Annotated in this window: 24 protein-coding genes; 14 read left to right on the forward strand and 10 right to left on the reverse strand. The window is 37.3% G+C overall.

Features of this window, described 5'->3' with window-relative positions; translation table 11 throughout:
- Positions 1 to 7: 7 nt before the first annotated feature.
- The 4 genes from BUA76_RS08435 to BUA76_RS08450 form a co-directional block, all read right to left on the reverse strand.
- Positions 8 to 466, reverse strand: a complete 459-nt coding sequence (locus BUA76_RS08435; protein ID WP_083573198.1) for a GNAT family N-acetyltransferase — start codon at positions 464 to 466, stop codon at positions 8 to 10.
- Positions 467 to 477: 11 nt separating this feature from the next.
- Positions 478 to 1815: a 4Fe-4S dicluster domain-containing protein gene (locus BUA76_RS08440; protein ID WP_072884364.1), complete on the reverse strand. Its 1338-nt coding sequence runs from the start codon at positions 1813 to 1815 to the stop codon at positions 478 to 480.
- 11 nt (positions 1816 to 1826) lie between these two features.
- Entirely contained in the window at positions 1827 to 2777 is a 951-nt protein-coding gene (locus BUA76_RS08445) for an MlaD family protein (protein ID WP_072884365.1), read from the reverse strand.
- Positions 2778 to 2899: 122 nt separating this feature from the next.
- Positions 2900 to 5047, reverse strand: coding sequence for a peptidylprolyl isomerase (locus BUA76_RS08450; RefSeq protein WP_072884366.1), 2148 nt, complete (start codon positions 5045 to 5047; stop codon positions 2900 to 2902).
- 260 nt (positions 5048 to 5307) lie between these two features.
- Here BUA76_RS08450 and lon point away from each other — a divergent pair, with 260 nt between their 5' ends.
- Together lon and BUA76_RS08460 are read left to right on the forward strand one after the other, a co-directional pair.
- A complete protein-coding gene (gene lon, locus BUA76_RS08455) occupies positions 5308 to 7713 on the forward strand; it encodes an endopeptidase La (protein WP_072884367.1) in 2406 nt (801 codons plus the stop codon).
- Positions 7714 to 7872: 159 nt separating this feature from the next.
- Complete coding sequence (locus BUA76_RS08460; RefSeq protein ID WP_072884368.1) at positions 7873 to 8985, forward strand: AI-2E family transporter; 1113 nt, start codon at positions 7873 to 7875, stop codon at positions 8983 to 8985.
- 96 nt (positions 8986 to 9081) lie between these two features.
- On the opposite strand, the gene BUA76_RS19230 is transcribed toward BUA76_RS08460, so the two are convergent.
- Positions 9082 to 9237 carry a bacteriocin-like protein gene (locus tag BUA76_RS19230; protein ID WP_178337322.1) on the reverse strand — a complete coding sequence of 52 codons (156 nt, stop codon included), beginning with the start codon at positions 9235 to 9237 and terminating at the stop codon, positions 9082 to 9084.
- A 148-nt stretch (positions 9238 to 9385) separates the two neighbouring features.
- On the opposite strand from BUA76_RS19230, the gene BUA76_RS08465 reads away from it, so the two are divergent.
- Entirely contained in the window at positions 9386 to 9763 is a 378-nt protein-coding gene (locus BUA76_RS08465; protein ID WP_072884369.1) for a DoxX family protein, read from the forward strand.
- A gap of 106 nt (positions 9764 to 9869) precedes the next feature.
- Here the strand turns inward: BUA76_RS08465 and BUA76_RS08470 are convergent, their stop codons facing one another.
- Entirely contained in the window at positions 9870 to 11228 is a 1359-nt protein-coding gene (locus tag BUA76_RS08470) for an acyl-CoA dehydrogenase family protein (protein WP_072884370.1), read from the reverse strand.
- Positions 11229 to 11433: 205 nt separating this feature from the next.
- Between BUA76_RS08470 and BUA76_RS08475 the strand changes: the two genes are divergently transcribed.
- The gene (locus tag BUA76_RS08475) at positions 11434 to 12339 is read left to right on the forward strand and encodes a DUF4349 domain-containing protein (protein WP_072884371.1); all 906 of its coding nucleotides are present in this window, start codon (positions 11434 to 11436) and stop codon (positions 12337 to 12339) included.
- A gap of 81 nt (positions 12340 to 12420) precedes the next feature.
- Here BUA76_RS08475 and BUA76_RS08480 read toward each other — a convergent pair whose 3' ends face one another.
- Complete coding sequence (locus BUA76_RS08480) at positions 12421 to 13851, reverse strand: glycoside hydrolase family 125 protein (RefSeq protein WP_072884372.1); 1431 nt, start codon at positions 13849 to 13851, stop codon at positions 12421 to 12423.
- Positions 13852 to 14029: 178 nt separating this feature from the next.
- Between BUA76_RS08480 and pgi the strand changes: the two genes are divergently transcribed.
- The 9 genes from pgi (at position 14030) to BUA76_RS08525 (ending at position 21431) form a co-directional block, all read left to right on the forward strand.
- Positions 14030 to 15670 carry a glucose-6-phosphate isomerase gene (gene pgi / locus BUA76_RS08485; RefSeq protein WP_072884373.1) on the forward strand — a complete coding sequence of 547 codons (1641 nt, stop codon included), beginning with the start codon at positions 14030 to 14032 and terminating at the stop codon, positions 15668 to 15670.
- Positions 15671 to 15712: 42 nt separating this feature from the next.
- Complete coding sequence (locus BUA76_RS08490) at positions 15713 to 15931, forward strand: hypothetical protein (protein WP_072884374.1); 219 nt, start codon at positions 15713 to 15715, stop codon at positions 15929 to 15931.
- Positions 15921 to 16211 carry a type II toxin-antitoxin system RelE/ParE family toxin gene (locus BUA76_RS08495; protein ID WP_072884375.1) on the forward strand — a complete coding sequence of 97 codons (291 nt, stop codon included), beginning with the start codon at positions 15921 to 15923 and terminating at the stop codon, positions 16209 to 16211. The genes BUA76_RS08490 and BUA76_RS08495 overlap by 11 nt, the downstream gene beginning before the upstream one ends.
- Positions 16212 to 16240: 29 nt before the next feature.
- Positions 16241 to 17125, forward strand: coding sequence for a bifunctional 5,10-methylenetetrahydrofolate dehydrogenase/5,10-methenyltetrahydrofolate cyclohydrolase (locus tag BUA76_RS08500; protein WP_072884376.1), 885 nt, complete (start codon positions 16241 to 16243; stop codon positions 17123 to 17125).
- A 7-nt stretch (positions 17126 to 17132) separates the two neighbouring features.
- Positions 17133 to 17762, forward strand: a complete 630-nt coding sequence (locus BUA76_RS08505; protein WP_072884377.1) for a 7-carboxy-7-deazaguanine synthase QueE — start codon at positions 17133 to 17135, stop codon at positions 17760 to 17762.
- A gap of 40 nt (positions 17763 to 17802) precedes the next feature.
- Positions 17803 to 19173, forward strand: coding sequence for an exopolysaccharide biosynthesis polyprenyl glycosylphosphotransferase (locus tag BUA76_RS08510; RefSeq protein WP_072884378.1), 1371 nt, complete (start codon positions 17803 to 17805; stop codon positions 19171 to 19173).
- A gap of 94 nt (positions 19174 to 19267) precedes the next feature.
- A complete protein-coding gene (locus BUA76_RS08515; RefSeq protein WP_072884379.1) occupies positions 19268 to 20020 on the forward strand; it encodes an MlaE family ABC transporter permease in 753 nt (250 codons plus the stop codon).
- Positions 20021 to 20836 (forward strand): ABC transporter ATP-binding protein, encoded by an 816-nt coding sequence (locus BUA76_RS08520; protein WP_072884380.1) that lies wholly within the window; start codon positions 20021 to 20023, stop codon positions 20834 to 20836.
- Entirely contained in the window at positions 20820 to 21431 is a 612-nt protein-coding gene (locus BUA76_RS08525) for an outer membrane beta-barrel protein (RefSeq protein WP_072884381.1), read from the forward strand. Before BUA76_RS08520 ends, BUA76_RS08525 begins: the two co-directional genes overlap by 17 nt.
- 31 nt (positions 21432 to 21462) lie before the next feature.
- On the opposite strand, the gene BUA76_RS08530 is transcribed toward BUA76_RS08525, so the two are convergent.
- A complete protein-coding gene (locus tag BUA76_RS08530) occupies positions 21463 to 21777 on the reverse strand; it encodes a hypothetical protein (RefSeq protein ID WP_072884382.1) in 315 nt (104 codons plus the stop codon).
- Between the two features lie 96 nt (positions 21778 to 21873).
- Positions 21874 to 22680, reverse strand: a complete 807-nt coding sequence (locus BUA76_RS08535; RefSeq protein WP_072884383.1) for a M48 family metallopeptidase — start codon at positions 22678 to 22680, stop codon at positions 21874 to 21876.
- 105 nt (positions 22681 to 22785) lie between these two features.
- Here BUA76_RS08535 and BUA76_RS08540 point away from each other — a divergent pair, with 105 nt between their 5' ends.
- Complete coding sequence (locus tag BUA76_RS08540; RefSeq protein ID WP_072884384.1) at positions 22786 to 23334, forward strand: DUF4251 domain-containing protein; 549 nt, start codon at positions 22786 to 22788, stop codon at positions 23332 to 23334.
- Here the strand turns inward: BUA76_RS08540 and meaB are convergent.
- Positions 23331 to 24320 carry a methylmalonyl Co-A mutase-associated GTPase MeaB gene (gene meaB, locus BUA76_RS08545; protein WP_072884385.1) on the reverse strand — a complete coding sequence of 330 codons (990 nt, stop codon included), beginning with the start codon at positions 24318 to 24320 and terminating at the stop codon, positions 23331 to 23333. The genes BUA76_RS08540 and meaB overlap by 4 nt on opposite strands.
- Positions 24321 to 24665: the final 345 nt, after the last annotated feature.

The following is a 24665-nucleotide window of genomic DNA, read 5'->3' on the forward strand; positions in this document are numbered from 1 at the left end:
ATTTGGATTATAAAAGAGACTTTATCATTTTAATATCACATCGGGCATATTCCGATTTTCCAACGGGAATCTCCACAAAACCGAATTTTTTATAGAGATGAATGGCGGGAGATAATTTGGTGTTGGAGTACAAAATAAGGTCTTTCACTCCCATTTCTTTTGCTTTGTTTATACAATGCTGAATCAGCAGGTTGCCGTATCCTTTTCCTTGTGCAGATTCATCGACTCCCATTTTGGTAAGTTCAAGCTCTCCGTATTCATTATTCATCAATGCTACTGTTCCTTTGGGAATACCCTCTTCTGCAACAAAATAAATATTTCCGCCTTTCTCCAGGATATATTTTTCGGGATTGGAAAGCACTTCTACATCATACGGTTCTGCCACGAAATATTTTTCGAGCCAGTCCATATTGATTTGCTTAAAATACAGAGCTAAATCTTTTCGGTATTCAATTATTTCAGCCATGTTTAACATCATCAGTCATTAGCCCAATTCAGACGGTCCGCCTGGTTGTATTGCCAAGGAGCAGCATTGTTTTCTACGTTGGCCATCATGAGGTTCAGTTCCTGAGGTGCAGCAGATTGTTCCATAACCAAAAATCTTCTCATATCAAAAATAATGGAAAGCGGGTCAAGCAACACCGGGCAAGCTTCTGTACATGCATTACAAGTAGTGCATGCCCAGAGTTCTTCTTTGGTAATGTAATCGTTCAGCAATTTTTTTCCGTCATCTTCAAACTTTCCGTTTTTGTCTATATTTCTCCCTACCTCTTCAAGACGGTCCCGGGTTTTCATTAAAATCAACCGTGGTGAAAGTTTTTTACCTGTAATATTTGCAGGGCAAACAGCAGTACAACGGCCACATTCTGTACAGGAATACGCATTTAACAGCTGTACCTGATTCAGATCAAAAATATCCTCAGCTCCGAATTTTGAAGGCGCTTCCGCATCACCTCCGGCCGGAGCAGCATATGGGTCTGCATTTGGATCCATCATCAATTTGATTTCCTGAGTAACGGAATCCAGATTGTTGAATTTTCCTTTCTTTTCCAGGTTGGCGTACCAAGTGCTTGGAAAAGCTAAAATAATGTGTAAATGTTTTGAATAATAAAGATAATTCATGAAGAACAGGATGCCTGCAAAGTGAAACCACCATGCTGCTCTTTCAATTCCGAATAAGAATCCGTCTTCAAAACTGAAAACTTCTAAAAAAGGCACAAAGGTAAGCTGACTGATCGGGAATGATCCAAGACGAGCAAAATGATCATATCCTCTTGCCTGAAGAATAGCGTCTGAAGCATTCATCGTAAAGAAAGCAACCATAAGGGCAAACTCAATGATAAGAATCCAGTTGGCATCTTCTTTCGGCCATCCGAAAAGCTCTTTCATGGTAAGCCTTTTTACTCCGTAAAAATTTCTTCTGATAAAGAATATTACCACCCCTATTATTACAAGTAATGCTAATACTTCTAAAGTAGCCGTAAAATAGCTATACACCGTGTTTCCTAATATCGTTGCCAGAAATCTGTGCGTTCCGAAAATTCCGTCTACAACAATTTCTAAAAGTTCTATATTGATGATAATAAAACCTACATATACAAAAAGGTGTAAAATTCCGGCAACCGGCCGTTTTACCATTTTGCTTTGCCCCATCGCTACTCTCGCCATGGTTTCCCAGCGTTCTCCTTTTCTGTCATTACGTTTTATCTCACGTCCTAGTCTGATATTTCTATATATCTTTTGAAGGCTTTTTGCAAATAGTCCAAAACCCGCAACTAATAAAATCAGAAAAATAATATTATCGATATATTGCATGGATTTATTTATTAGTCTTTACTATTTTTTCCGAATACCGAGAAATTAACGTACCTCTTAGGATTTGCTTTTACATCTTCAATTAATGAATTCAGGTTGGTAGATGCAGAATTCAGATTGTTATACAACTCCTCATCTTTCATCAGTTTTCCTAAGCTTCCCTGTCCGTTATTTATTCCGGCTACTACTTCGTTAAGCTTTCCTACAGTAGCATCAAGATTGGCAATTGTTGCATTCAGCTTTTGAGTATCAATGCTTTCTGCAAGATTTCCATATTTATCTAAAGTAACTTTACCGCTTTGCATCGTAAGGCTTGCGTCATCCAAAACTTTCTGAAGCTTAGGATCATTATGACCAACCAGGCTGTTCACACTTCCTGCGGTAGTTTGTAACGCAGCAACTGTTTTGTTAAGGTTAGAAAGCAACGCTCTGATTTCTTCTCTGTTTTGTGCATTAACCACCTGGTTTGCATTTGCCATTAAAGAATCTACTCTGTATAAAACTGTCTGTAGCTGATCTTTTACCGGACCCACCTGAGAAGAAAGACTTCCTAAAGTTCCCAATTTAAAGGCTCCTTTTAAAGTATCCCCGTCTTTAGCGGTAGGACCTCCGTACATAAGATTGATTCTCATCTCTTTGCCGGACATTAATCCGGGTTCGAAAATCTCAAGTGTTGAATTTTTTGAAAATTCAAAATTATTATCAACCGTAATTTTTACCAGGAAATCAATTTTTCCGTCTTTGGAAGTGTTGGGAATGATTTTGTCCACCTGCCCTACTTTTAATCCGTTAATAGAAACCGGTGCAGACTGGGCGAGCCCTTCCACGTTGTCATATTTTGCGTAAAATATATTATCGGTAGTAAAAAGGCTCCTGCCTTTCATAAATTGGAAAAGTATCACAAAACCCACAATGGCTATTAATGCGATTATCCCAGCTTTTAATTCTTTACTGAACTTCACTTGCTAAATTTTTCTATGAGCAAATATAATACATTTAAATGAATGTTTTTCCTTATTGCTCCGCGTTAAACACAAAAGAAGCGGCAAAAACTTTGCCGCTTTTTATCTTTATGAAAATAATTTTATTGCTGTTGAGTACCTAGTTTATTCCAGATTTCAATTCTGTAGTCTTTGATATCAGCATTGTCCTGTAAGCTTTTTAACCAAGCCTGCCCGAACATTCCTGAATTTCTCTGGGTAACAGATTCTGTGAATTGCTTAAGATCTCCAGGTTGTTTGTTTACCGTTTCGTTCTTTTTCACTAAAACGTAAACGCCTGTTCCGCCTTCAACCGGATTAGAAATTTTTCCTTTTGCCACTCCGAACGCTGCTCCTGCAACCTTAGGCTCCATAGAACCGGCAACCGAAGGATTTAAAAGATTAACCTGTGCAGAATGTTTTGTCGTCCCGAATTGCTTAGCAATCTGATCAAGGCTTCCTGCTTTTCCGATTTTCTCAGCAATCTGTTTTGCTGCAAGTTTGTTTTTAACCACTACTTCAATCTGATCTCTTACAGATTCCGGATCTGCAGTACCTTTTTCCTGCTTACCGTTCAGGTATACTACAATTTTATCTCCTGTTCCGTCTACTGTAAATAATTCAGTATCTCCTTTTTCTCTTTTTTTATCAAATGCCCATGCAAGGATCTCAGGATCTTTTTCCGTTCCTAGGCCCTGAAGCTGACCATCAAACCTTTTTGCCTGCTTAGGATTGGAGAACTGATATTTTGCTTTCTTAGCAATATTTACAAAATCGTTGAATGATTTTCCCTGAACCTGCTGAACGAATCTGCTGGCTTTTTTGTTAACCTCTGCTTCGGTAGCATCTGAAGGTTTCACTGCTTTTACAAGATTGGCAACCTTGTAGCTCATTGCTCCCGGTTTTTTATCTTCAATATTGATGATATGATATCCGAACTGAGTTTCTACCACTCCTGTTGCTCCTTTAGGATTATTAGCAAGGTAGGTAAGGAATTCCGGCACGAAAGGTGTTTCCGGAGTTGTCCATCCCAGGCTTCCTCCCTGTGCTGCTGAATTCGGGTCATTTGATAATTTCAGGAATTCCGTAAATTTCCCTGGATTAGCTTTTACAATTGCGCCAATAGAATCTGCTAGTTTTTTAGCCTGCTCTTTGGATCTTGTAACCCCCTCTCCAGCCGGGCTCCCCTTGAAAGCAATAAGAATATGTCTTGATAAAGTAGAATCAGAGGTCTTTTTATCTAAAAGTTTAGACACTACATAAAAGTTTTGCTCTTTATAAGGCCCGAAAGTCTGCCCGATAGCAGCAGATGGAATCTGCGCCTGAATAGTCTGTGGCAACTGATTGGGTTTCAGGTACTGAGCATTGAAAGGCATATCAGAATTCGCCATTATGAACATTGAGTCGTTCTTTGTATTCTGGAAATTTTCAGTACCGCCGCTTGCGTCAGTTCCTGCAGAGAATAATTTGTTAATTTCTTTCTGCGTTGCAGCATCATCCGCCGCACTTGGCTGGGAAGGAAAATAAACTACTCCAATGTTTCTGCTCTCTTCAGCTTTAAACATTACAGGATGCTGTTTGATATAATTGGCAAGATCTTCAGTAGTAACTTTAATATTGTTTTTCTGAAGGTAAGTTGCATAATCAATCTTTACAAAATCAATGTCAGCAAGTTGATCTCTCTGCTTCATTAAAGCTTCAGCCTCTTTTTTACCCGTAGTGATTCCCTGGGAAATATTAGCAAAAACCTGTCTCGCCATCAATCTGTATTCAATAGATTTTCTGCTTTTCATCCACTGGTTGTATCCTTCCGGCGAACCCGCTTTCATATCTTCAATCTGTTTTTTAAGCTCCTGGGTTTTGAAGTTTCCTTTTTCGTCGAAAAACTGCTTCTGCTGAGCAAACATCTGATCATACTGAAGCTGATTCCAGAAATAATCTTCCGTCATTTCAAAGCCCATTTTCTCGAATTGTTGTTTGATGAGTTTAGACTGTACCAGCAACTGCCAAGCCTGCTCTTCAAGACCAGCCTTCGGCTGTCCCTGCTGATCTGCCTGCTGCTGCAGTACGAAAAGCTGGTCGTTAAACTCTTCACGGGTAATCTTCTCACCATTTACTTTTCCTAAAACATCAGGATTTTTACCGAAAACCTTTTCGATACTGTCCGGGTTTACAAGGAACGCCAAAAGCGCCAGTGCAATTACTCCCATCAAAAGCCAAGGTCTACTCCTAATTTGTCCTAAAATTGCCATTATATATATTATAGTTTTTTATCAGGTTGCGAAAATACACATTTTTAAGAAATTACGGAAATCCAAGTTCTTTATTTTAATTTTTAAAATTTAATTTTTCTAAAAAAGGAAATTTTGGCCGTATTTTTTAGCAAAAAACAAATGGCACAGGTCTTGTGTCATAAAACGACATATTATATACAATATGATGTTTAGCACATATTGTAAAGTTTTACTTTAATAAATTAAAACGGCAATGACAATTTGTCATTCGATTTACTATGACAGAGTTTGAAGATATAAGTTTAGAAGAAATGATAAGCGACGGATTTGATATTGTTGCTGAAGAGATCAACCTTTCCGATCTTTCAGAATCAGAGAAAAATTCCGAACAAAAAATATTTCCTATTCTTCCCGTAAGAAATATGGTAATGTTTCCGAACGTGGTTATTCCTATAACAGCAGGAAGAAAAACATCCATACAGCTTCTTGAGGAAGCACAAAAAAACGGCGATTTTATAGGAATTGTAAGCCAGAAAAATTCTGACCTAGAACAACCATCGGAAAAAGATATTTTCCAGGTAGGTACACTCGCCAAAATCATTAAGATTATAAAACTTCCTGAAGGTAATATCACCGCTATCACTAAAGGATTTTATCGTTTTAAGATTAAAAAAATCGTTGAAAAACAGCCTTATTTTAAAGCGGAAATCTCAAAGCTGAAAGACGGAAAACCGAAAAACAAAGAAGAATATGAGGCATTGCTTGAAAATGTGAAAGATCTTGCGTTAAAGATTATCGAACTTGATCCGAACATTCCCAACGCGGCCAATTTTGCTATTAAAAACATCAACAATAATGATGATCTGCTGAATTTCATCTGCACCAACGCCAACTTCCCTTCTACCGAAAAGCAAAAACTTCTTGAGGAGAAAAATCTTATGGAAAGGGCTAATAAATGCTATGAAATGATGCATGAAGATTTCAGGAAACTGGAACTGAGAAATCAGATTCATCAGAAAACGTCCAAAGATCTCGATAAGCAGCAGCGGGAATATTTCCTGAATCAACAGATCAGGACCATCCAGGAGGAACTTGGAGGCGGACCGGAAAGTGATGTTGAAGAACTTATTGTTAAAGCAAAAAAGAAAACATGGAGCCCGGAAGTTGAAGAACATTTTCAAAAAGAGATTAACCGCCTGCAGCGTCAGAATCCTAATTCTCCGGATTATAACGTTCAGAGAAATTACCTCGATTTCTTTACCGATCTTCCCTGGGATACCTACACCAAAGATACTTTTGACATTGAAAAAGCCCAGAAAATTTTAGATAAAGCACATTTCGGGCTGGAAGATATTAAAAAAAGAATTCTGGAACACATGGCTGTTTTAAAACTTAAAAACAACATGAAATCCCCTATTCTTCTTTTAGTAGGACCTCCGGGTGTGGGAAAAACATCTCTTGGAAAATCCGTTGCCGATGCATTGGGAAGAAAGTATGTACGTGTTTCTCTGGGAGGGCTGCATGATGAAAGCGAAATCCGCGGACACAGAAAAACCTATATCGGAGCGATGGCTGGGAGAATTCTTCAATCCATTAAAAAATCAGGGACATCCAATCCGGTAATTGTTCTGGATGAGATTGATAAAGTAGGAAAAGGAATGCATGGCGATCCGAGCTCCGCACTTCTGGAAGTTCTTGATCCTGAACAAAATAAGTCATTCTATGACAATTTCTTGGAAATGGGGTATGATTTGTCTAAAGTAATGTTTATTGCCACAGCAAATTCTCTTTCCACCATTCAGACGCCTTTATTGGACAGGATGGAGATTATTCAGATTGCCGGATATACGCTGGAAGAAAAAATTGAGATCGCAAAAAGGCATTTAATCAAGAAACAGCAGGAAGAAAACGGGCTGGATTCCAAATCATTCAAGCTTGGAAACAATGAACTGAAACATATTATTGAAGCACATACTTCAGAAAGCGGGGTAAGAAGCCTTGAAAAAAGACTTGCTGCGATTGCAAGATGGGCAGCGCTGCAAACAGCTTTGGTAAAAGAGTATGACCCAAAGATCTCTATCGAAAAAATTGATGAAATTTTAGGGGTTCCGAGACCGAAAAGCCTTTCTGAACTTACAGATGTACCCGGAGTTGTTACCGGTCTTGCGTGGACAAGCGTAGGCGGCGATATTCTTTTTATCGAAAGCATCATCAGCAACGGTAAAGGCTCTCTTACTATGACCGGAAACCTGGGAACGGTAATGAAAGAGTCTGCGACGATTGCCCTGGAATATATTAAAGCTAAACACGATGACCTGGGAATTTCTCAGGAAGATATTGAAAAGAAAAACATTCACGTTCACGTTCCTGAAGGCGCAACTCCTAAGGACGGACCATCTGCCGGTATTGCCATGCTGACTTCTATGGTTTCTTCATTTAAAAATAAAAAAGTAAAACCTCATCTTGCCATGACTGGTGAGATTACGCTGAGAGGAAAAGTACTTCCTGTAGGCGGAATTAAAGAAAAGCTGCTTGCCGCAACAAGAGCAGGGATTAAAGAAGTTATTCTTTGCGAGGCCAATAGAAAAGACGTGGAAGAAATCAAAAAAGATTATCTGAAAAATCTGAAAGTTCATTATGTAAGCTGGATGAATGAAGTGTTGGAACTCGCCATTGAAAAATAAATTTCACATTTTTTTAATATATCAACACATCTCAAACGGGATGTGTTTTTTATTGAACCAAAACAGGCATGGAGTTTTCTTATCCTTTAATCAAATAAATTACTTTTTAAGACTCTTCAATTCGGAGCGTTTTATTATTTTTATGCAACAGAAAAAATTATGAATGTACTTCGGCTTCCTTTTCTCGTAAAGCTTACACTGGTTATTGCTTCCATATTAGGTTTCGGATACCTTTTGGCTTTAGGCGAAAGTATCCTTGCTCCTTTTTTTTTAGCATTTCTTATGGCCATGATATTTTTGCCATTTGCTAATTTTCTGGAACAGAAATTAAAATTCCCAAGATCATTTTCTACTATCTTTTCCGTAATGATTTTACTGATTGTCATTACAGGTCTTATCTTTTTCTTCGGTTCCCAAATTTCCAGTTTCAGTAAAGACATTCCCCAGCTTACCGAGCAGGCGACACATGTTTTTAATGACCTGCAAAGATGGGTTTCCAGGACATTTAATGTGAACATTGATGAGCAGTTTGCCTATTTGGATGAAGGCTTAAAAAAACTATTATCTTCTACAGGTATTATCCTAGGTTTTACCTTGGGGATTTTTTCTACCGGGTTAGGCTTTTTAGCATTCTTTATTCTATTTTTTATATTTATTTTAAATTACAGAAGAATTTTAAATAATTTCATTGTTAATGTTTTCACTGAAAAGCATAAAAGTAGCGTTCAGGAAGTGGTTTCGGAGGTTAGAATAATGACAAAAAGATATATTATCGGACTTTGCCTTCAGGTTATTATTGTTTCCATTCTTACAACAACTGTCCTTACCATACTGGGAGTTAAATATGCTATTCTGCTTGGAGTTCTTACCGGATTGCTTAATGTAATTCCGTATATAGGTATTTTCATTTCACTCTTAATTTCCTGTTTCATTGCTTTTGCAACCAATACTCCGTCCACATGTATCTATGTTGCTATAGGGTATGTTATTGTTCATGCCATAGACGGAAATATTATTCTCCCTTTTGTGGTGGGATCAAAAGTAAAAATTAATGCCCTGTTTTCTTTTATCGGAATTCTGGTGGGGGAACATCTTTGGGGAATTGCAGGGATGTTTCTATGTATTCCGGCCATTGCCATTATCAAAATTATTTTCGAAAGGGTTGAGGGGCTTCAGCCTTGGGGAAAACTACTCGGTGAAGAAGAAAAACCGGACAAGAAAAAGAAGAAATATAAAATTACTAAAAAAATAACGCTAGAAGAGATGGATTAAGCTCACGATTAATCAACAATTTTTATTATAAATATAAAAAAGCCCCTAAAAAGTGTCTAACTTTTTGGGGGCAGTGCATTTTTGAAGGCTTTTTTATTAAGCTTGAATTGCACAAAGAGGATTTCTTCCGTTAGGGCAAAGCTCATCGCAAGGAATGTACGTCTGATTGTCCGGACAGTATCCGATATCCGTACTATTTCCACCTTTAATGGTTTTCAATGTGTTTCGGTTTAATTTCTTAAGATTTTTCATAATAATATTTTAGTTTGTTTGTCATACAAATATATAAAACCAGACAATACGGAACCAAAATATTTCCCAATAAAGAGAGTTTTAAAATTAACAGCTTTTTAATCAAGGAATTATAATTTTATTTAACTTTAATAAAAAATTAATAATTATGAAAGCCGTAAAATTTATCCTGTCCCTTCTTTTCGGATTAATGTTTATTAATGCCGGATTAAACAAATTCTTCAATTACATGCCTATGGAAAAACCCACACCGGAGCAGATGAAAGTATTCAGTGCTTTCGGAGAAATTGCATGGCTGATGCCTCTTGTGGGAGCCGTTGAAGTTATCGGCGGGCTGCTGTTTATCTTTTCCAAAACGAGAGCTTTAGGAGCTATTGTCATTTTGCCGGTTATGGTGGGAATTGTAGCCCATGTTTTCACTTTAGACAAGTCACCAATAGGAATGGCAATTGCCGGAGTGATGTTCCTTATCAATATCTGGATGATTATCGACAATAAGGAAAAATATAAGCACCTGGTGAGCTAAAAATAGTAAATGCTAATTAAATAGTGAATGGCCAATTGTCAATTCGCGGTGCTTGTCAATTTAAAAAATTCACTTGCGAAGCAAAATTCACAATTGACCATTGACTTTAAACAAATGCGCTGAAACCGGTAATTGATCTTCCTACGATTAATGAATTGATTTCTTTAGTTCCTTCGTAAGAATAAATAGCCTCTGCATCTGCGACAAATCTGGCGACATCGTATTCCAGCAAAATACCGTTTCCGCCCATAACTTCTCTTGCTCTTGATACGATATCTCTTGTTCGCATGGTACAGAAAACTTTTGCGAGAGATGCATGCTCATCTTTTAAAATTCCTTCATCCTGCATTTCGGAAAGCCTGAAAACCATTGTCTGCATTGCCGTAAGGTTAGATAGCATTTCTACCAAATGTCCCTGGATCATCTGAAACGAAGCAATCGGTTTCCCGAACTGTTCTCTTTTCCGGGTATAATCCAAAGCACTTTCATAAGCTCCTCTGGCGCAGCCAGTCGCCATCCAGGCAACCCCTGCTCTTGTCATCTGCAACACTTTAGCGGTATCTTTAAAAGAATTGGCATTCTGCAATCTGTTTTCTTCGGTGATGAGACAATCTTTCAGAGTAATCAATCCGTTCTGAACGATTCTTAAGGCCATTTTTCCTTTTATTTTCTCTACGGAATATCCGGGATTATCTTTTTCAACTATAAATCCTTTCACTTCGCCATCATCAAGATCTCTGGCCCAAATGATGATAACATCGGCAAACGTTGCATTCCCTATCCATTTTTTCTGTCCGTTCAGAATCCAGCCTTCGGGTGTTTTTTTACAAGTTACCGTTAATCCTCCTGCCGCTCCGGAACCCACTTCAGGTTCCGTTAAGCCAAAAGCCCCGATTTTTTCAAATTTCTGCATCTGCGGAAGCCATTTTTGTTTTTGTTCTTCAGAGCCACAGATGTAAATAGATCCCATGGAAAGACCCGACTGCACTCCGAAGAAGGTTGCAATGGAAGCATCAACCCTGGCCATTTCCATAGCCAAGACGCCCTCCATCAAAAAAGGCAATCCCGGACAGCCATATCCATCGTAGGTAACGCCGCAGATATTCAGTTTCTGAAATTTCGGTATTAATTCGTGTGGAAATTCGTCTCTCAGCCAGTAATGATTGACCAGTGGCTTCACTTCTTTTTCCATAAACGCTCTTACTTTAAGCTGAATTTCTCTCTGCTCCGGACTCAACGTATGATAGATATCGTAAAAATCGCCATCAATGGGTGGGAGCTCTTTTTTCTTTTTATGGGGATCGAGCATTTTCATCATTCCATTAAGCTGTTTATCATCCAGTTTGGAGAAGTTTTCCATCAACTTGGGAAGATTTACCTTTTGAGAAATGGTGCTCAGCTGGTCAAAGTCTATGGATCTGAATAATTCTATGGCATTTCTGATTTTGGAAAAAGTATTTGACATAATAATTCTTTGTGTGTTTGACTTGTAAAAGATAAGCAAAAATTAATCCGAAAATGAGGTACCTAAAGCCTGCCTATTTTACAAACTCCTGATTTTTAAATCATTAAAAAATAATTTTTGTTTACAAATTGTTTACGCCCGATTTTCAACTATTACAAGAGGTTCAGCCGGAACTTTGGAATAAGAAACATTAAAAATAAATATTATGAAAACAACGTACATCAAATTATCATTGGCAGGTGCTCTGTTATTAGGAATATACTCCTGTAAAAAAGGAGAAACTTCATCAAGCAATCTGGAAGCATATGCCACCACCGATTCGGCAGCAGTGATTTCGGACAGCATTTCTTCCGTTGCATCCATGAAAGTAAAAGATAAGCAGTTTATTAAAACCGCTGATGTAGATATGGAAGTAAAAGACGTTTATGAAACAACGATCTCTATTGAAAAGTCTGTACAGGAACTTGGAGGATTTGTAACAAAAAGCAACCTGCAGAGTAATGTGGTTTCGGAAAACACGTATGACACATCCGATGAAAATGCCGTATTGGTGAAAAAATACCAGACAGAAAACAGGATGCAGCTGAGAGTCCCTACTGAAAGACTTGGCGAACTTCTTACGATGATTAATGATAAAAAACTATTCCTCAATTCAAGGCTGATTAACGCGGAAGATATAACATCAAGCATCAAATATGCCCAGTTGGAAAGCAAAAGAATTGAAAAGAACAGCAAAAACATTTCGGAGCTGAAATCGAATAAGGATAAAGTGGAACTTGACAACCAAAATATGGATGAAGGTAACCAGCAGCAATTGGCTAATATGGACGTGACCGATAACCTGAAATACAGTACCGTAGATGTTTACCTTAAAGAACCCAAAATCAGAGTCGCAGAAATTGCCATAACCAACACGAACAATATCGATGATAAATACAAGTTTGATTTTATCTACAGTACAAAAACAGCGTTTGTGGAAGGATATTATTTAATTCAGAAAATTTTTGTGGGGTTAATTACTATCTGGCCGATCTTATTAATCGGAGCCATAGTTTTCTATTTTGCGAGAAAAAGAAAGCCTGTCAAAAAGCATCCAGACACAGAAGCGTAAGCTATACTAACCTCACGGTTATCTATATATTTTGAAATTTTACAATAAACCTTCGGTAAATTCGGAGGTATTTTTTTGTGCTTAGAACTTTCTTTTCAGGATTTCAGGTTTTGTTGTATGAAGATGAAGAATTAATTCCCCGAATAAAGTATTGGCCCAGGCAAACCACGACCTTGTAAAATCCTTAGGATGATCAACATCAAAAGACTCATGGATAAATCCCGTTCCGGCATGGGTGGCCTTCAGCATTTTTAAACAGGAAATAATTTCCTCATCGTTGTCCGTTGTCAAAGCCTGCATAATCAATCCCAAAGGCCAGATTTTATGTTCCCCAATGTGTGGTCCACCGATTCCTTTGGCAAATTTCCCTTCACTGAACCATGGATTGGCCTTACTTAAAGAAAATTTTCGGGTATTTTTATAGATTTCGTCTTCTTTGGATCTGTAGCCTAAATACGGAATGGATAATAAATTCGGAACATTCGCATCATCCATAAACAGAGCATTTCCGAAGCCATCAATTTCCAATGCATAAATTTTTCCCGCTTCCGGATGATTTAAAACAGCATATTTCTGGATTGCTTCATCCACTTCTTGGGCCAAATCTTTAAACTGACCTGAAGAATTTTCCTCTTTTAAAATTTTAGAAAAAATTTCTGCCGTTTCCCGTAAAGAAACTACCGCAAACATATTGGAAGAAATCAAAAACGGGTAAAAAGTTGCATCATCCGAAGGCCGGAACATGGAATGAATAAGTCCTATTTTTTTCGTTGGATTTCCGAAACCTCCTGCAAACTGCGTATCCAAAGGATTTCCGTTGGATCGCTGGAATCTGTACGGTCCTTTTGAATCCTTTCTCTGCTGTTCTTTAAAAGTCTGCAAAATCAACAGCATTGCCTTTTTCCAATCTGCATCAAATACCGATGTATCGCCTGTCGTTTTCCAGTAGCTGTAAGATAATCGCATGACATAACACAAAGAATCAATTTCCCACTTCCTTTCGTGAATTCCGGGCTTCATTTGTGTAAAATCATCTTTCCATTCGCTTATTTTGGTCGCATCATCAAAAAAAGCATTGGCATAAGGATCAAGAAGAACACATTCTACCTGCTTATTAATAACACCTTTTAAGAGATTTTTCAGCTTTTCATCTTCATTGGCAAGGCTTAAATACGGATAAACCTGCGCAGAAGAATCCCGGAGCCACATGGCGTCAATATCTCCCGTAATTACATAAGTGTAAGACTTATTATTTTTATGATAAAATTTTACCGTTGTGTCTAAAGTATTCGGAAAACAGTTTTCAAACATCCACGCCAGTTCTTTATCTGCTATTGACTTTTTAACAGCCTGAATCGTTCTTTCAACAACATCTGAAGTAAATTTCCGTCGCGAAATTGGTGGTCTCTTGGAAATATACTCTTCTTTATAAATAAATTTTGCAGAAGCCGGCAAAGCAAAAAAGCCAAATCCTAATGATGATTTTTTGATAAAGTTTCTTCTGGTAGTCATTCAAGATAATTTGAACTAAAAATACTGATTTTAAGCTTATCCCCAATTTACCATTTGATTTTTAATCATGCATTAACATCATTGAACTAAAATTCCGTAAATTTGCAAATCAATATTTTACATGAGGATTTGGTATTCACAATCCTGAATCCTAAATCACAAACCTAATTTCTAATATATGCTATCAAAAATAAATCCTACTCAAACTACCAGCTGGAAAGCATTAGACGAACAATTTGCGAATAATGATTTTGATCTGAGAAGTCTTTTTCAGGATAACCCAAGTCGTTTTGAGGAATTCTCCATCAAAAGACCTAATTTTTTATTTGATTATTCTAAAAATTTAATTGATTCCAAAACGAAAGAGCTTCTTTTAAGCCTTGCAGAAGAGTGTGAACTAAAAGATGCCATTTCCAAAATGTTTTCTGGAGATAAAATCAATGAGACGGAAGGGAGGGCAGTTTTACACACCGCTTTAAGAGATTTTTCCGATAAAGAAATTCTGGTAGACGGAGAAAATATTAAACCTCAGATCAAAAGAGTTCTGGATCATATGAAATCTTTTTCAGAGAGCATTATTTCAGGCGATCATAAAGGATTTAGCGGAAAAGAAATTACAGATATTGTGAACATCGGAATCGGTGGTTCAGATTTGGGACCTGTTATGGTGGTTTCGGCTCTAAAACACTTTAAAACAAGGTTAAACGTTCATTTTGTTTCCAATGTAGACGGAAATCATATTGCAGAAGTGGTAAAGAATTTAAATCCTGAAACCACTTTGTTCATCATTGCTTCTAAAACATTCACCACACAGGAAACCATGACAAACGCCAACTCGGCAAAGGACTGGTTCTTAAAAGCAGGAAAACAGGAAGATGTCGCAAAACATTTCGTCGCATTATCAACTAATGTTCAGGCTGTTAAAGACTTCGGAATTGCGGAAGAAAACATCTTCGAATTCTGGGATTGGGTAGGCGGAAGATACTCCCTTTGGAGCGCTATCGGTTTAAGCATTGTTCTTGCCGTTGGCTATGAAAATTTTGAACAATTATTAAAAGGAGCATACGATACGGATCAGCATTTTCAGACAGCAGATTTCAGCGAAAATATTCCTGTACTAATGGGCTTAATGGGAATCTGGTACCGTAATTTCTATGCGGCAACAACATATGCAATTCTCCCGTATTCTCAGTATCTGGACCGTTTTCCGGCATATTTCCAGCAGGGAGATATGGAAAGCAACGGGAAATGTGTTGACCGAAACGGCGAGTTTGTTGAATATGAAACAGGACCCATCATTTGGGGTGAACCGGGAACAAACGGACAGCATGCTTTCTATCAGCTGATTCACCAGGGAACGGAACTGATCCCTGCTGATTTTATTGCGTATGCTAAAAGTCCGAACAAAGTTTCTGATCATCAGGATAAATTACTGGCCAACTTTTTTGCACAGACTGAAGCTCTTGCTTTCGGAAAAACAGAAGAAGAGGTAGCAGCAGAGTTAAAGACTGCAGGAAAATCTGACGAAGAAATTAATTTCCTTTTAAATTACAAAGTTTTCCACGGGAATACACCTACCAACTCCATACTGTTCAATGAATTAACTCCTTTTTCATTAGGACAGTTAATTGCTTTGTACGAGCATAAAATTTTCGTTCAGGGTGTGATCTGGAATATTTTCAGCTTTGATCAGTTCGGGGTGGAATTGGGGAAAGTATTAGCCAACAAAATCTTTCCGGAACTTGAAAACAATGAGACGGTTAGCACTCATGATTCTTCAACCAACGGACTGATTAATTATTATAAAGCGAATAAATAAATTGTTGCTGATTTTCATTAATTTTGATTAAAAATAAAACAAATGAGTACCATTATTATCCATCTTAAAGATAAGGAAGAAGAAACTTTAATGGAAAATCTTTTGAAAAGAATGAAAATCAACTTTGAAAAAAACGAGGATGATTTTGAGCTGACGGATGAAATGAAAAGCGTGATTGATGAAGCTTTAAAACAAGACAGATCAAAAGCAATAGATGGCAAAGAGTCTTTAAAAAGAATCAGAGCTAAATATGGACTTTAATTATAAATTTTTACCCACTGCCGAAAAAGACATTGAAGAAGCAACAGATTATTATGCTGACATCTCGGTCAAGGTTTTAAAAAACTTCAATAAACAATTAGATCTGGCAATTGATAGAATAATTACAAATCCGTATTTTCAGAAAAGGTATAGAAATGTAAGAGCTTTCGCTGTAAAGAAATTTCCTTACATTATTTTCTATGAGATCAGTGAAGATGAAAAAATGATTTATATCCTCTCCGTTTTCTGCACACACCAGAATCCGGAAAAATATCCTTAAAAAATCTAATAAAAAGTAATAAAGTAAAAATGGCAGAAATTCTTGACGGATTAAAAATATCCAAAGAAATAAAGCAGGAAATCAAAGCTGAAGTTGAAAAAATCGTTGCCGGAAAAAGAAGGGCTCCACACCTGGTAGCGATTCTTGTAGGGAACAACGGAGCGAGCAAGGCTTATGTAAATGCTAAAGTTAAAGACTGTGAAGAAGTTGGCTTTCAATCAAGCCTGGTAAAATTTCCAAGCACGGTTTCCGAGTCCGAATTACTGGAAAAAATTGATGAGCTAAACAAATCCAAAGCGGTTGACGGATTTATCGTACAGCTGCCATTGCCGGATCAGATCGATCAGGAAAAAATCATCAATGCGATTGATCCGAGAAAAGATGTAGATGGTTTCCATCCTGAAAATTTCGGAAAAATGGCACTGGAAATGGATACGTTCCTACCGGCAACACCGTTCGGAATTTTAACCTTATTGGAAAGATACAATATTGAAACAAAAGGTAAAGACTGCGTAATCATCGGAAGAAGTAAAATCGTAGGAAGACCGATGAGTATTTTGATGGGAAGAAAAGATTTCCCCGGAAATTCTACAGTTACCTTAACGCACTCTTACACAAAAGATATCGAAGAATATACTAAAAAAGCAGACATCGTGATCACGGCATTAGGCGATCCGCATTTCTTAAAAGGAGATATGATTAAAGAAGGTGCAGTGATTATTGACGTAGGGATTACGAGAGTAGACGACGATTCTCCGAAAGGATATTACCTTGCAGGCGACGTAGACTTTGACAGCTGCGCAGCAAAAGCGAGCTGGATTACGCCTGTTCCGGGGGGAGTCGGACCTATGACAAGAGCGATGCTGATGAAAAACACCATCATTGCTTACAAAACTTCGGTCTATAACGACTAATTTTAAAATGAATTTAATAGAAGACATATTATTAAAAGAAGGTAAAATGCTCCCTGTGATGGAGCATTTTTACACTCTTCAGGGAGAGGGAGCATACACAGGAAAAGCAGCTTATTTCATCAGATTAGGAGGTTGTGATGTGGGTTGCCATTGGTGTGATGTAAAGGAAAGCTGGGATCCGAATCTACATCCTCTGATGAATGCGGAAGAAATTGCAGAAACTGCAGCCAAACACTGTAAAACAATTGTTTTAACAGGTGGAGAACCCTTGATGTGGAATCTAGATATTTTAACATCAAAATTAAAAGAGCTGGGCTGCTCTATCCATATTGAAACATCGGGAGCTTATCCGTTGAGCGGACATATCGACTGGATCACATTATCTCCCAAAAAAACAGGCCTCCCAAAAGAGGAAATCTATCAGAAGGCACATGAGCTGAAGGTTATTGTATTTAATAATAATGACTTTAAATTCGCGCAGGAGCAGGGATCAAAGGTTTCAGAAAACTGTACGCTGTATCTCCAGAGCGAATGGAGCAAGCGTGACGAAATGTACCCTAAAATTACAGATTTCATCCTAGAACATCCGGAGTGGAGAGCTTCTGTGCAGACCCATAAGTATCTGAATATTCCATAAAAATATGTAAATTAGCTTTCTTATCCGTTAAACCCGATAGATGCAGAGAATACGCTATTCCAGATATCTTAAATCCATCATTATATTGCTTGACCTTGTGGTTATTGCATCTATTTTCATATTCTTTTTTTTAACAAGAAATCAGACTCTGAAATACAATGAGGAAGCATGGTATCAGAACGCTTTTTCTTTAGCATTGCTTTTTTTATTCTGGATTCTTTTAAGCGGCAGAACCGGAATTTATAATATTCCCAGAAACCTCACCTATACTTTGTTTCTGGAAAGAATTTTCATTCATTTTTTATTATTTATTCTTGGAGTACTGCTGATTGGCAAGGTAAGCTATAATGTATTTTTTAATTCAGATATTTACTGGCTTTCTTTTTATCTTTTCTTTTTTATTTTTTTGGTGAGATCAATGATATTTTTCGGAATCAAATATGTCCGAAGTCTTGGGATCAATCACCGGAATGTTATGTTCATCCATGAAAACAGCTCTACGGAAGTTTTAAAAAATATACTAAGAGACAGAAAAGATTACGGTTATAAAATTTTCGAATATCCAAAAGATGAAATTGAAACCGATCAGCTGATTGAATTCTGGAAAGAAAACGGAATTCACACTTTGTTTATTCCTCTGGAAAATTCTTATACGCACAATACAGAAAAAGAAATTTTCAAACTCGCAGAAGCGAATAAAGTACATATTTCATTAATTCCCAATATTACCCAAAGTGATTTTTTCCTTTATAATATGGGATATATACAGACACAACCTGTTCTTAATCAGGTAAAATATCCCCTGGAATATTACTCTAATTATTTGATGAAAAGAATTTTCGATATTATCTTTTCTTTAATTGTTTTGATTGGGATATGTTCATGGCTCTTCCCTATTATTGCTGTTTTAATCAAATTAACTTCAAAAGGACCCGTATTTTTTATTCAGGAGCGATATGGATTTCATGAGGAAGTTTTTAAATGCATTAAATTCCGTACGATGATCGTTAATGAAGAATCATCAACAAAAACAACTGCAGAAAATGATAAAAGAATTACGCCCTTCGGAAAATTTTTGAGAAAAACCAGCCTAGACGAAATGCCGCAGTTTCTGAATGTGCTGAAAGGCGATATGTCTATTGTAGGACCAAGACCACATATGCTTGCGGTAGACAATTATTACAAACCAAAAATAGGACGCTACAGCCTGAGAAGCATGGTAACTCCCGGAATAACAGGTCTTGCCCAGGTAAACGGACTTCGCGGCGACGCCGGAGATGTGGAAGTGGAAATGAATAAAAGAGTACTGGCAGATGCATTTTATGTAAGAAACTGGAGTTTTATGCTTGATCTGGTCATCATCTTAAAAACCATTTTACTGGTAATTGGCGGAGATAAAAATGCAAAATAAAGATTTTGGTCTACATTATGATATATTGAATATTGATAGAGCCTGGTCTGCCCATTCTATAATTAATTAAATAAAAAAAGTCTAATTTAGCAGAATGTTAAAAAAGTTTTTTACAGCAGTCGGAGAATACATCATCCTTCTCGGTAAATCTATGCAGAAGCCACAGAAAATGAAAGTTTTCTGGAAGCTGCTCATGAGAGAAATCAATGACTTAGGCGTTAATTCATTTGGCCTTGTCATCTTCACTTCTATATTTGTAGGAGCAGTTGTGGCCATTCAGATGTTTAATAATTTTGATGCTTCATCGTTCCCTATTCCTCCATCATTTGTAGGATATGCTACAAAAGCTGTTCTCGTACTGGAATTTTCTCCCACTATTATCAGTCTTATTCTTGCCGGTAAAGTAGGTTCTTACATAGCTTCCAGTATAGGAACCATGAGGGTATCCGAACAGATTGACGCATTGGATATCATGGGGGTAAACTCTCCCAATTTTCTTATTTTTCCTAAAATTGTAGCGTGTGTAATCTTTAATCCTCTACTTATTGCAATAAGTATTGTATTTGGTATAGGCGGAGGTTACATCGCCGGGATTTTAACCGGAAACTGGACCACCAATGATTATATTGTAGGAATACAGATGTATATGCCGAATCTTTTTATTTATTATGCATTCACCAAAACAATTGTTTTTGCTTTTATTATCGCAACAGTACCTTCATATTTCGGATATAATGTAAAAGGCGGATCTTTAGAAGTAGGAAGAGCAAGCACACAGGCAGTAGTTTGGACAATGGTTTTCATTATCCTTTCAGAATTACTATTAACCCAATTAATATTAAGCTAAATGATTGAGGTAAAAGATCTTAAGAAAAGTTTTGATGAAGTTGAAGTACTTAAAGGAATTTCAACCACATTCGATAAAGGAAAGGTGAATCTGATTATCGGACAGAGCGGATCCGGAAAAACGGTATTCCTTAAAAGTCTGCTGAATGTTTATCAGCCCACTTCCGGAGAAATTCTTTTTGACGGTAAAGATATCAATGTCATGTCAAGAGATGAGAAACAGCATCTGCGTTCAGAGATCGGAACGGTTTTCCAGGGAAGTGCGCTGTTTGATTCTTTAACGGTGGAAGAAAATATCATGTTTCCGCTGGATATGTTTACTAATTTAACATTCAGAGAAAAGAAAAGACGGGTTTTCGAGGTTATTGGAAGAGTACATCTCGATAAAGCTAATAAAAAATTCCCTTCCGAAATTTCCGGAGGTATGCAGAAGCGGGTAGCGATAGCAAGAGCAATTGTGAATAATCCCAAATATCTTTTCTGTGACGAGCCGAATTCCGGTCTGGATCCTTATACGTCCAATGTAATTGATGATCTTCTGCTGGAGATTACCCAAGAATACAATACTACTACTATCATCAATACCCACGATATGAATTCTGTAATGACGATTGGCGAGAAAATTGTATACCTGAGACTAGGAATTAAAGAATGGGAAGGCAATAAAGACATTCTGATTACGGCAGGCAATAAAAATCTTATCGACTTTGTATATTCTTCGGAATTATTTAAAGAACTGAGAGAGTATCTGCTTGAGAACAACAAAACAATTGATAATACAATTACAAAAATAGAAGACAATGAAAAAGATTCTTAGTATAGCTTTAATAGGATTTTCCCTATTTGCTTCTGCACAGATTTCTTTGGCAGGAAAGGCAAACCTGATTTTTCCTACAGGATCTCCGTCATGGCAGAATATCAAAGGAACGGTAAACCAGGCCATTGAAGGCGAAGGTAAAAACAATGCAGGTTTCAACGTGGGTCTTTCATTAAAAGTGGGCTTGCCAACCTCATTTTTCCTGATGCCGGAATTGTACTACACCAATTTTAAAAATGAATTTACTGCCGCCAATACAACTTTCGATATCAAGAGCAGCAGGCTGGATCTTCCAGTACTTTTAGGCTATAATATTTTAGGAAATACTCTTGGTGTTTTTGTAGGTCCTGTGGCGAGCTACAACTTGGCTAAAGAAGATACGTTTAACGATTTCAGAGAAAATGCAAGGGATAATTTTACCGTAGGATACCAATTCGGAGCCCAGGTTGAAATCTCCAAATTAATTCTAAATGCCAGATATGAAGGCGCTTTCAGCAAAGATTCCAGAAATTTTATCAACCGAGTTTCAGGCGAAGAGATCAGATATGACAACAGACCTAACCTGTTTATGGTAGGCGTAGGTTATAAGTTTTAAATTGATATTAACATATCAAATCCTCAGTTCATCAGAGCTGAGGATTTTGATTTCTAAGATCAAGTTCTGCTTCACGTCTTGCAATATCAGCAGCTCTTTTTTCAAGATCTTCTTTTTCCTGTTGCAGTTTTTTAAACTCTCTCCTTTTTTCTTCAGCTTTTATTGCACTTCCTTTACTTACGTAGCCTACCATTCCGCCTATTATCAATCCGATTCCGATACCTCCCAGAATTCCCATAATATGAGGCATCCCAAGATCATTCAATGTAAAATTGTTTGCTGTAAGATAAAAAAGCAATATGGATAAAGCCAAAAGAATAAGTCCTGTAATTGTTAAATTTTTCATAGTACTGAGCTTAAAGGGTTTGAATTAAAATAGCCTTACCAAATTAATAAAAATTCAATAAGGCCGTACTCAAGATTAAAATTTCTTTTTTTGTATTTACATTTTTCCTCCTGCTGCTCTGTAATATTCAAGAGCTTTCGGTAAATTTTTATTAATATCTGAAATTCTGGTTTCAGGATTTGGGTGGGTAGATAAGAATTCCGGCTGTCTGGCTCCTTTTGAAGCGGCCTCCATTCTTTCCCAGAAAGGAATTGCCTCTCTTGGATCGTATCCTGCCATAGACATAATATACAGACCCATCTGATCTGCTTCAGACTCCTGATTTCTTCCGTATTTCAATAATGCAACCTGTGAACCGATAGGATAAACTGCTTCAAAAACATTGGCCCACTGCGCATTGGAAATACTTCCTCCTAATATGGCTCCACCGTATTGGGCAACCATAGCCTGCGAGATTCTTTCATTTCCATGTCCTGCCAAGGCGTGCGATACTTCATGTCCCATTACCACAGCCAATCCGTTTTCATTTTTGGTAACAGGAAGAATCCCTGTATAAACGGCTACTTTTCCGCCAGGCATACACCACGCATTAAGCTCATTACTCTGAATAAGATTAAATTCCCAATTATAGTTGGCCAGATCTCCCGAACGGCCGATAGACTGGTAATATCTTTCTGCAGCAGATTTAATTCTCGATCCTACATTTACCACCTTTTTAGCATCTGCTGTTCCTGTTATAACTTTGGATTTTCCTAATGTTGATCTGTATTCCTGAGCAGACATAGTCAGGATTTCTGAATTATTTGCCAGCTGTAGTGAAGACCTTCCCGTGATTGGATTTGTCGTACAAGCGGCTACAATAAGAGCCGAAGCTCCTATTCCTAATAAATTTGTAAATTTCATAGTTCGAGTGTTATTAGTTCAACCTTTACAATTTTTATTCCAAAATAAATTTTAGCCTTATATATTTGCATACAATTTGCTGTTTAATTCTGTATATTTATTATTATGAAAAAGTTTATCTCCATTATATGTGTGCTTTGCTTTCTTTTCCTTTTTGAAAACTGTTCTTCACAAAGAAGCAATATGGATCCTCAAGCAGTAACGGCGCTTGTAAATTCGCAGGATTTTTCATTTCATGCACAGCGGGCCAATCCTACCAATTATGACGTTATCAATATTGCGAACTCATTGCCCAATGCTCCTGCTACCAGGATTTTTGACCTGACCGGCAGCAATTACAGCATTGATATCAGGCCCAACAGCTTGGATGTTGCACTCCCTTATTTTGGAAGAGTTTTTAACCCTACCTATGGAAATACAACACAAAACAGTTACCGATTTACTTCAAAGGATTTTACTATTAATAAAAGTCAGAATAAAAAAGGAGCTTGGATTGTAAGAATTAAAACCAATGATGTGAAAGCTGTTGATGAAATTATTATTGAAGTTTCGAAATCCGGACAAGCACTTACCTCTATAAGGAGCAATGACAGACAGCCGATTTCGTATGACGGATATATTACAAAAAATGAAGAACAGAAAGTAGCACCTTAAATTTTATCTTTAGATAAAAATTTTTCCACAAATAATTTTGCTTCGGTACTTGGATTGGAAACCAGTGCCGAGGCATTTTTTTTATGCTGAAGATAAGCTTTTTCCAAAGAATTACTCTTTTTCATTTCTGACAGAATATATTCCTGAACCCAATATTCAAAGCGCTTTTCAGCTTGCTGATTTCTTACTTCATCAAATCTGCGAGTTTTTTTCTTAAGCGTAATGAATTCATCGATTTTTTCAAAAACTTCGCTAAGTCCCTCATTGCTTAAGGCAGAACCTAGTAAAACCGGAACTTTCCAGTCTTTTTCTTTTGGAGGAATAAAATCTAAAGCTCTTTTCAATTCGAGCCTTGTATTTTTAGCTTTCTGAAAATTATCCTGATCAACTTTATTAATGAAAATTAAGTCCACCATCTCCATAATCCCGCGCTTGATTCCCTGAAGCTCATCTCCGCCACCGATTATTTTTAAAAACAGGAAAACATCTGTAATATCTGCGACCAAGACTTCAGACTGACCGACCCCTACGGTTTCTATTAAAATATAATCGTAGCCTGCTGCTTCGCAGATCATCATTGTTTCAAAGGTGGTATTGGCAACGCCTCCCAGAAATCCTGAGCTTGGAGATGGCCTTATAAAAGCATTTTCTTCTTTTGCCAGTTCTTCCATCCTGGTTTTATCGCCGAGAATGCTTCCTTTATTAATGGACGAACTCGGATCGATAGCCAAAACCGCCACCTTTTTACCATTGGCAATCGCAAGCCTGCCAAAATTTTCAATAAAAGTTGATTTTCCTGCACCCGGAACACCGGTTACCCCCACTCTGATGGAATTTCCTGTGAAAGGCATCACCTCTTTCAGTAATTCTTCAGCTTGTTGGCGGTGCTCAGCTTTTTTACTTTCTACTAAGGTAATGGCTTTTGCAATCAGGCGTTTGTTTCCTGACCGTATTCCTTCCAACAGTTCTTTTGTAGAAAATTTCATTGATTCAAAAATAGACAATTAAAAGTCAATGGTCAAGAGGATGTGTTTATTTAAACAAGATTTTATTTTTTTATATCATTCTGAACAATTGAGTTTGCGGATATTTTTTATTTTTTGCTTAAATGATCTCCATCATGACAAATTTGCGAAATATTTATAATATGCACTGCCCACCTTAGCCCCATTCGGAGTTTTGTCTGAGATCATTTTTTAGTTTCGGCCCGGTGGCTTCGCCGCCGGGCCGAAACTAAAAATAGCGAGGGCGGAAAGCGGGAAAAGGCTTCAAATAAAAATATATACTGCTTTTCAATGCATTCAAATGCTCCTTAAAAATTATAAACAAAT

The sequence above is a fragment of the Chryseobacterium takakiae genome, from assembly GCF_900129385.1.
GTDB lineage: Bacteria > Bacteroidota > Bacteroidia > Flavobacteriales > Weeksellaceae > Chryseobacterium > Chryseobacterium takakiae.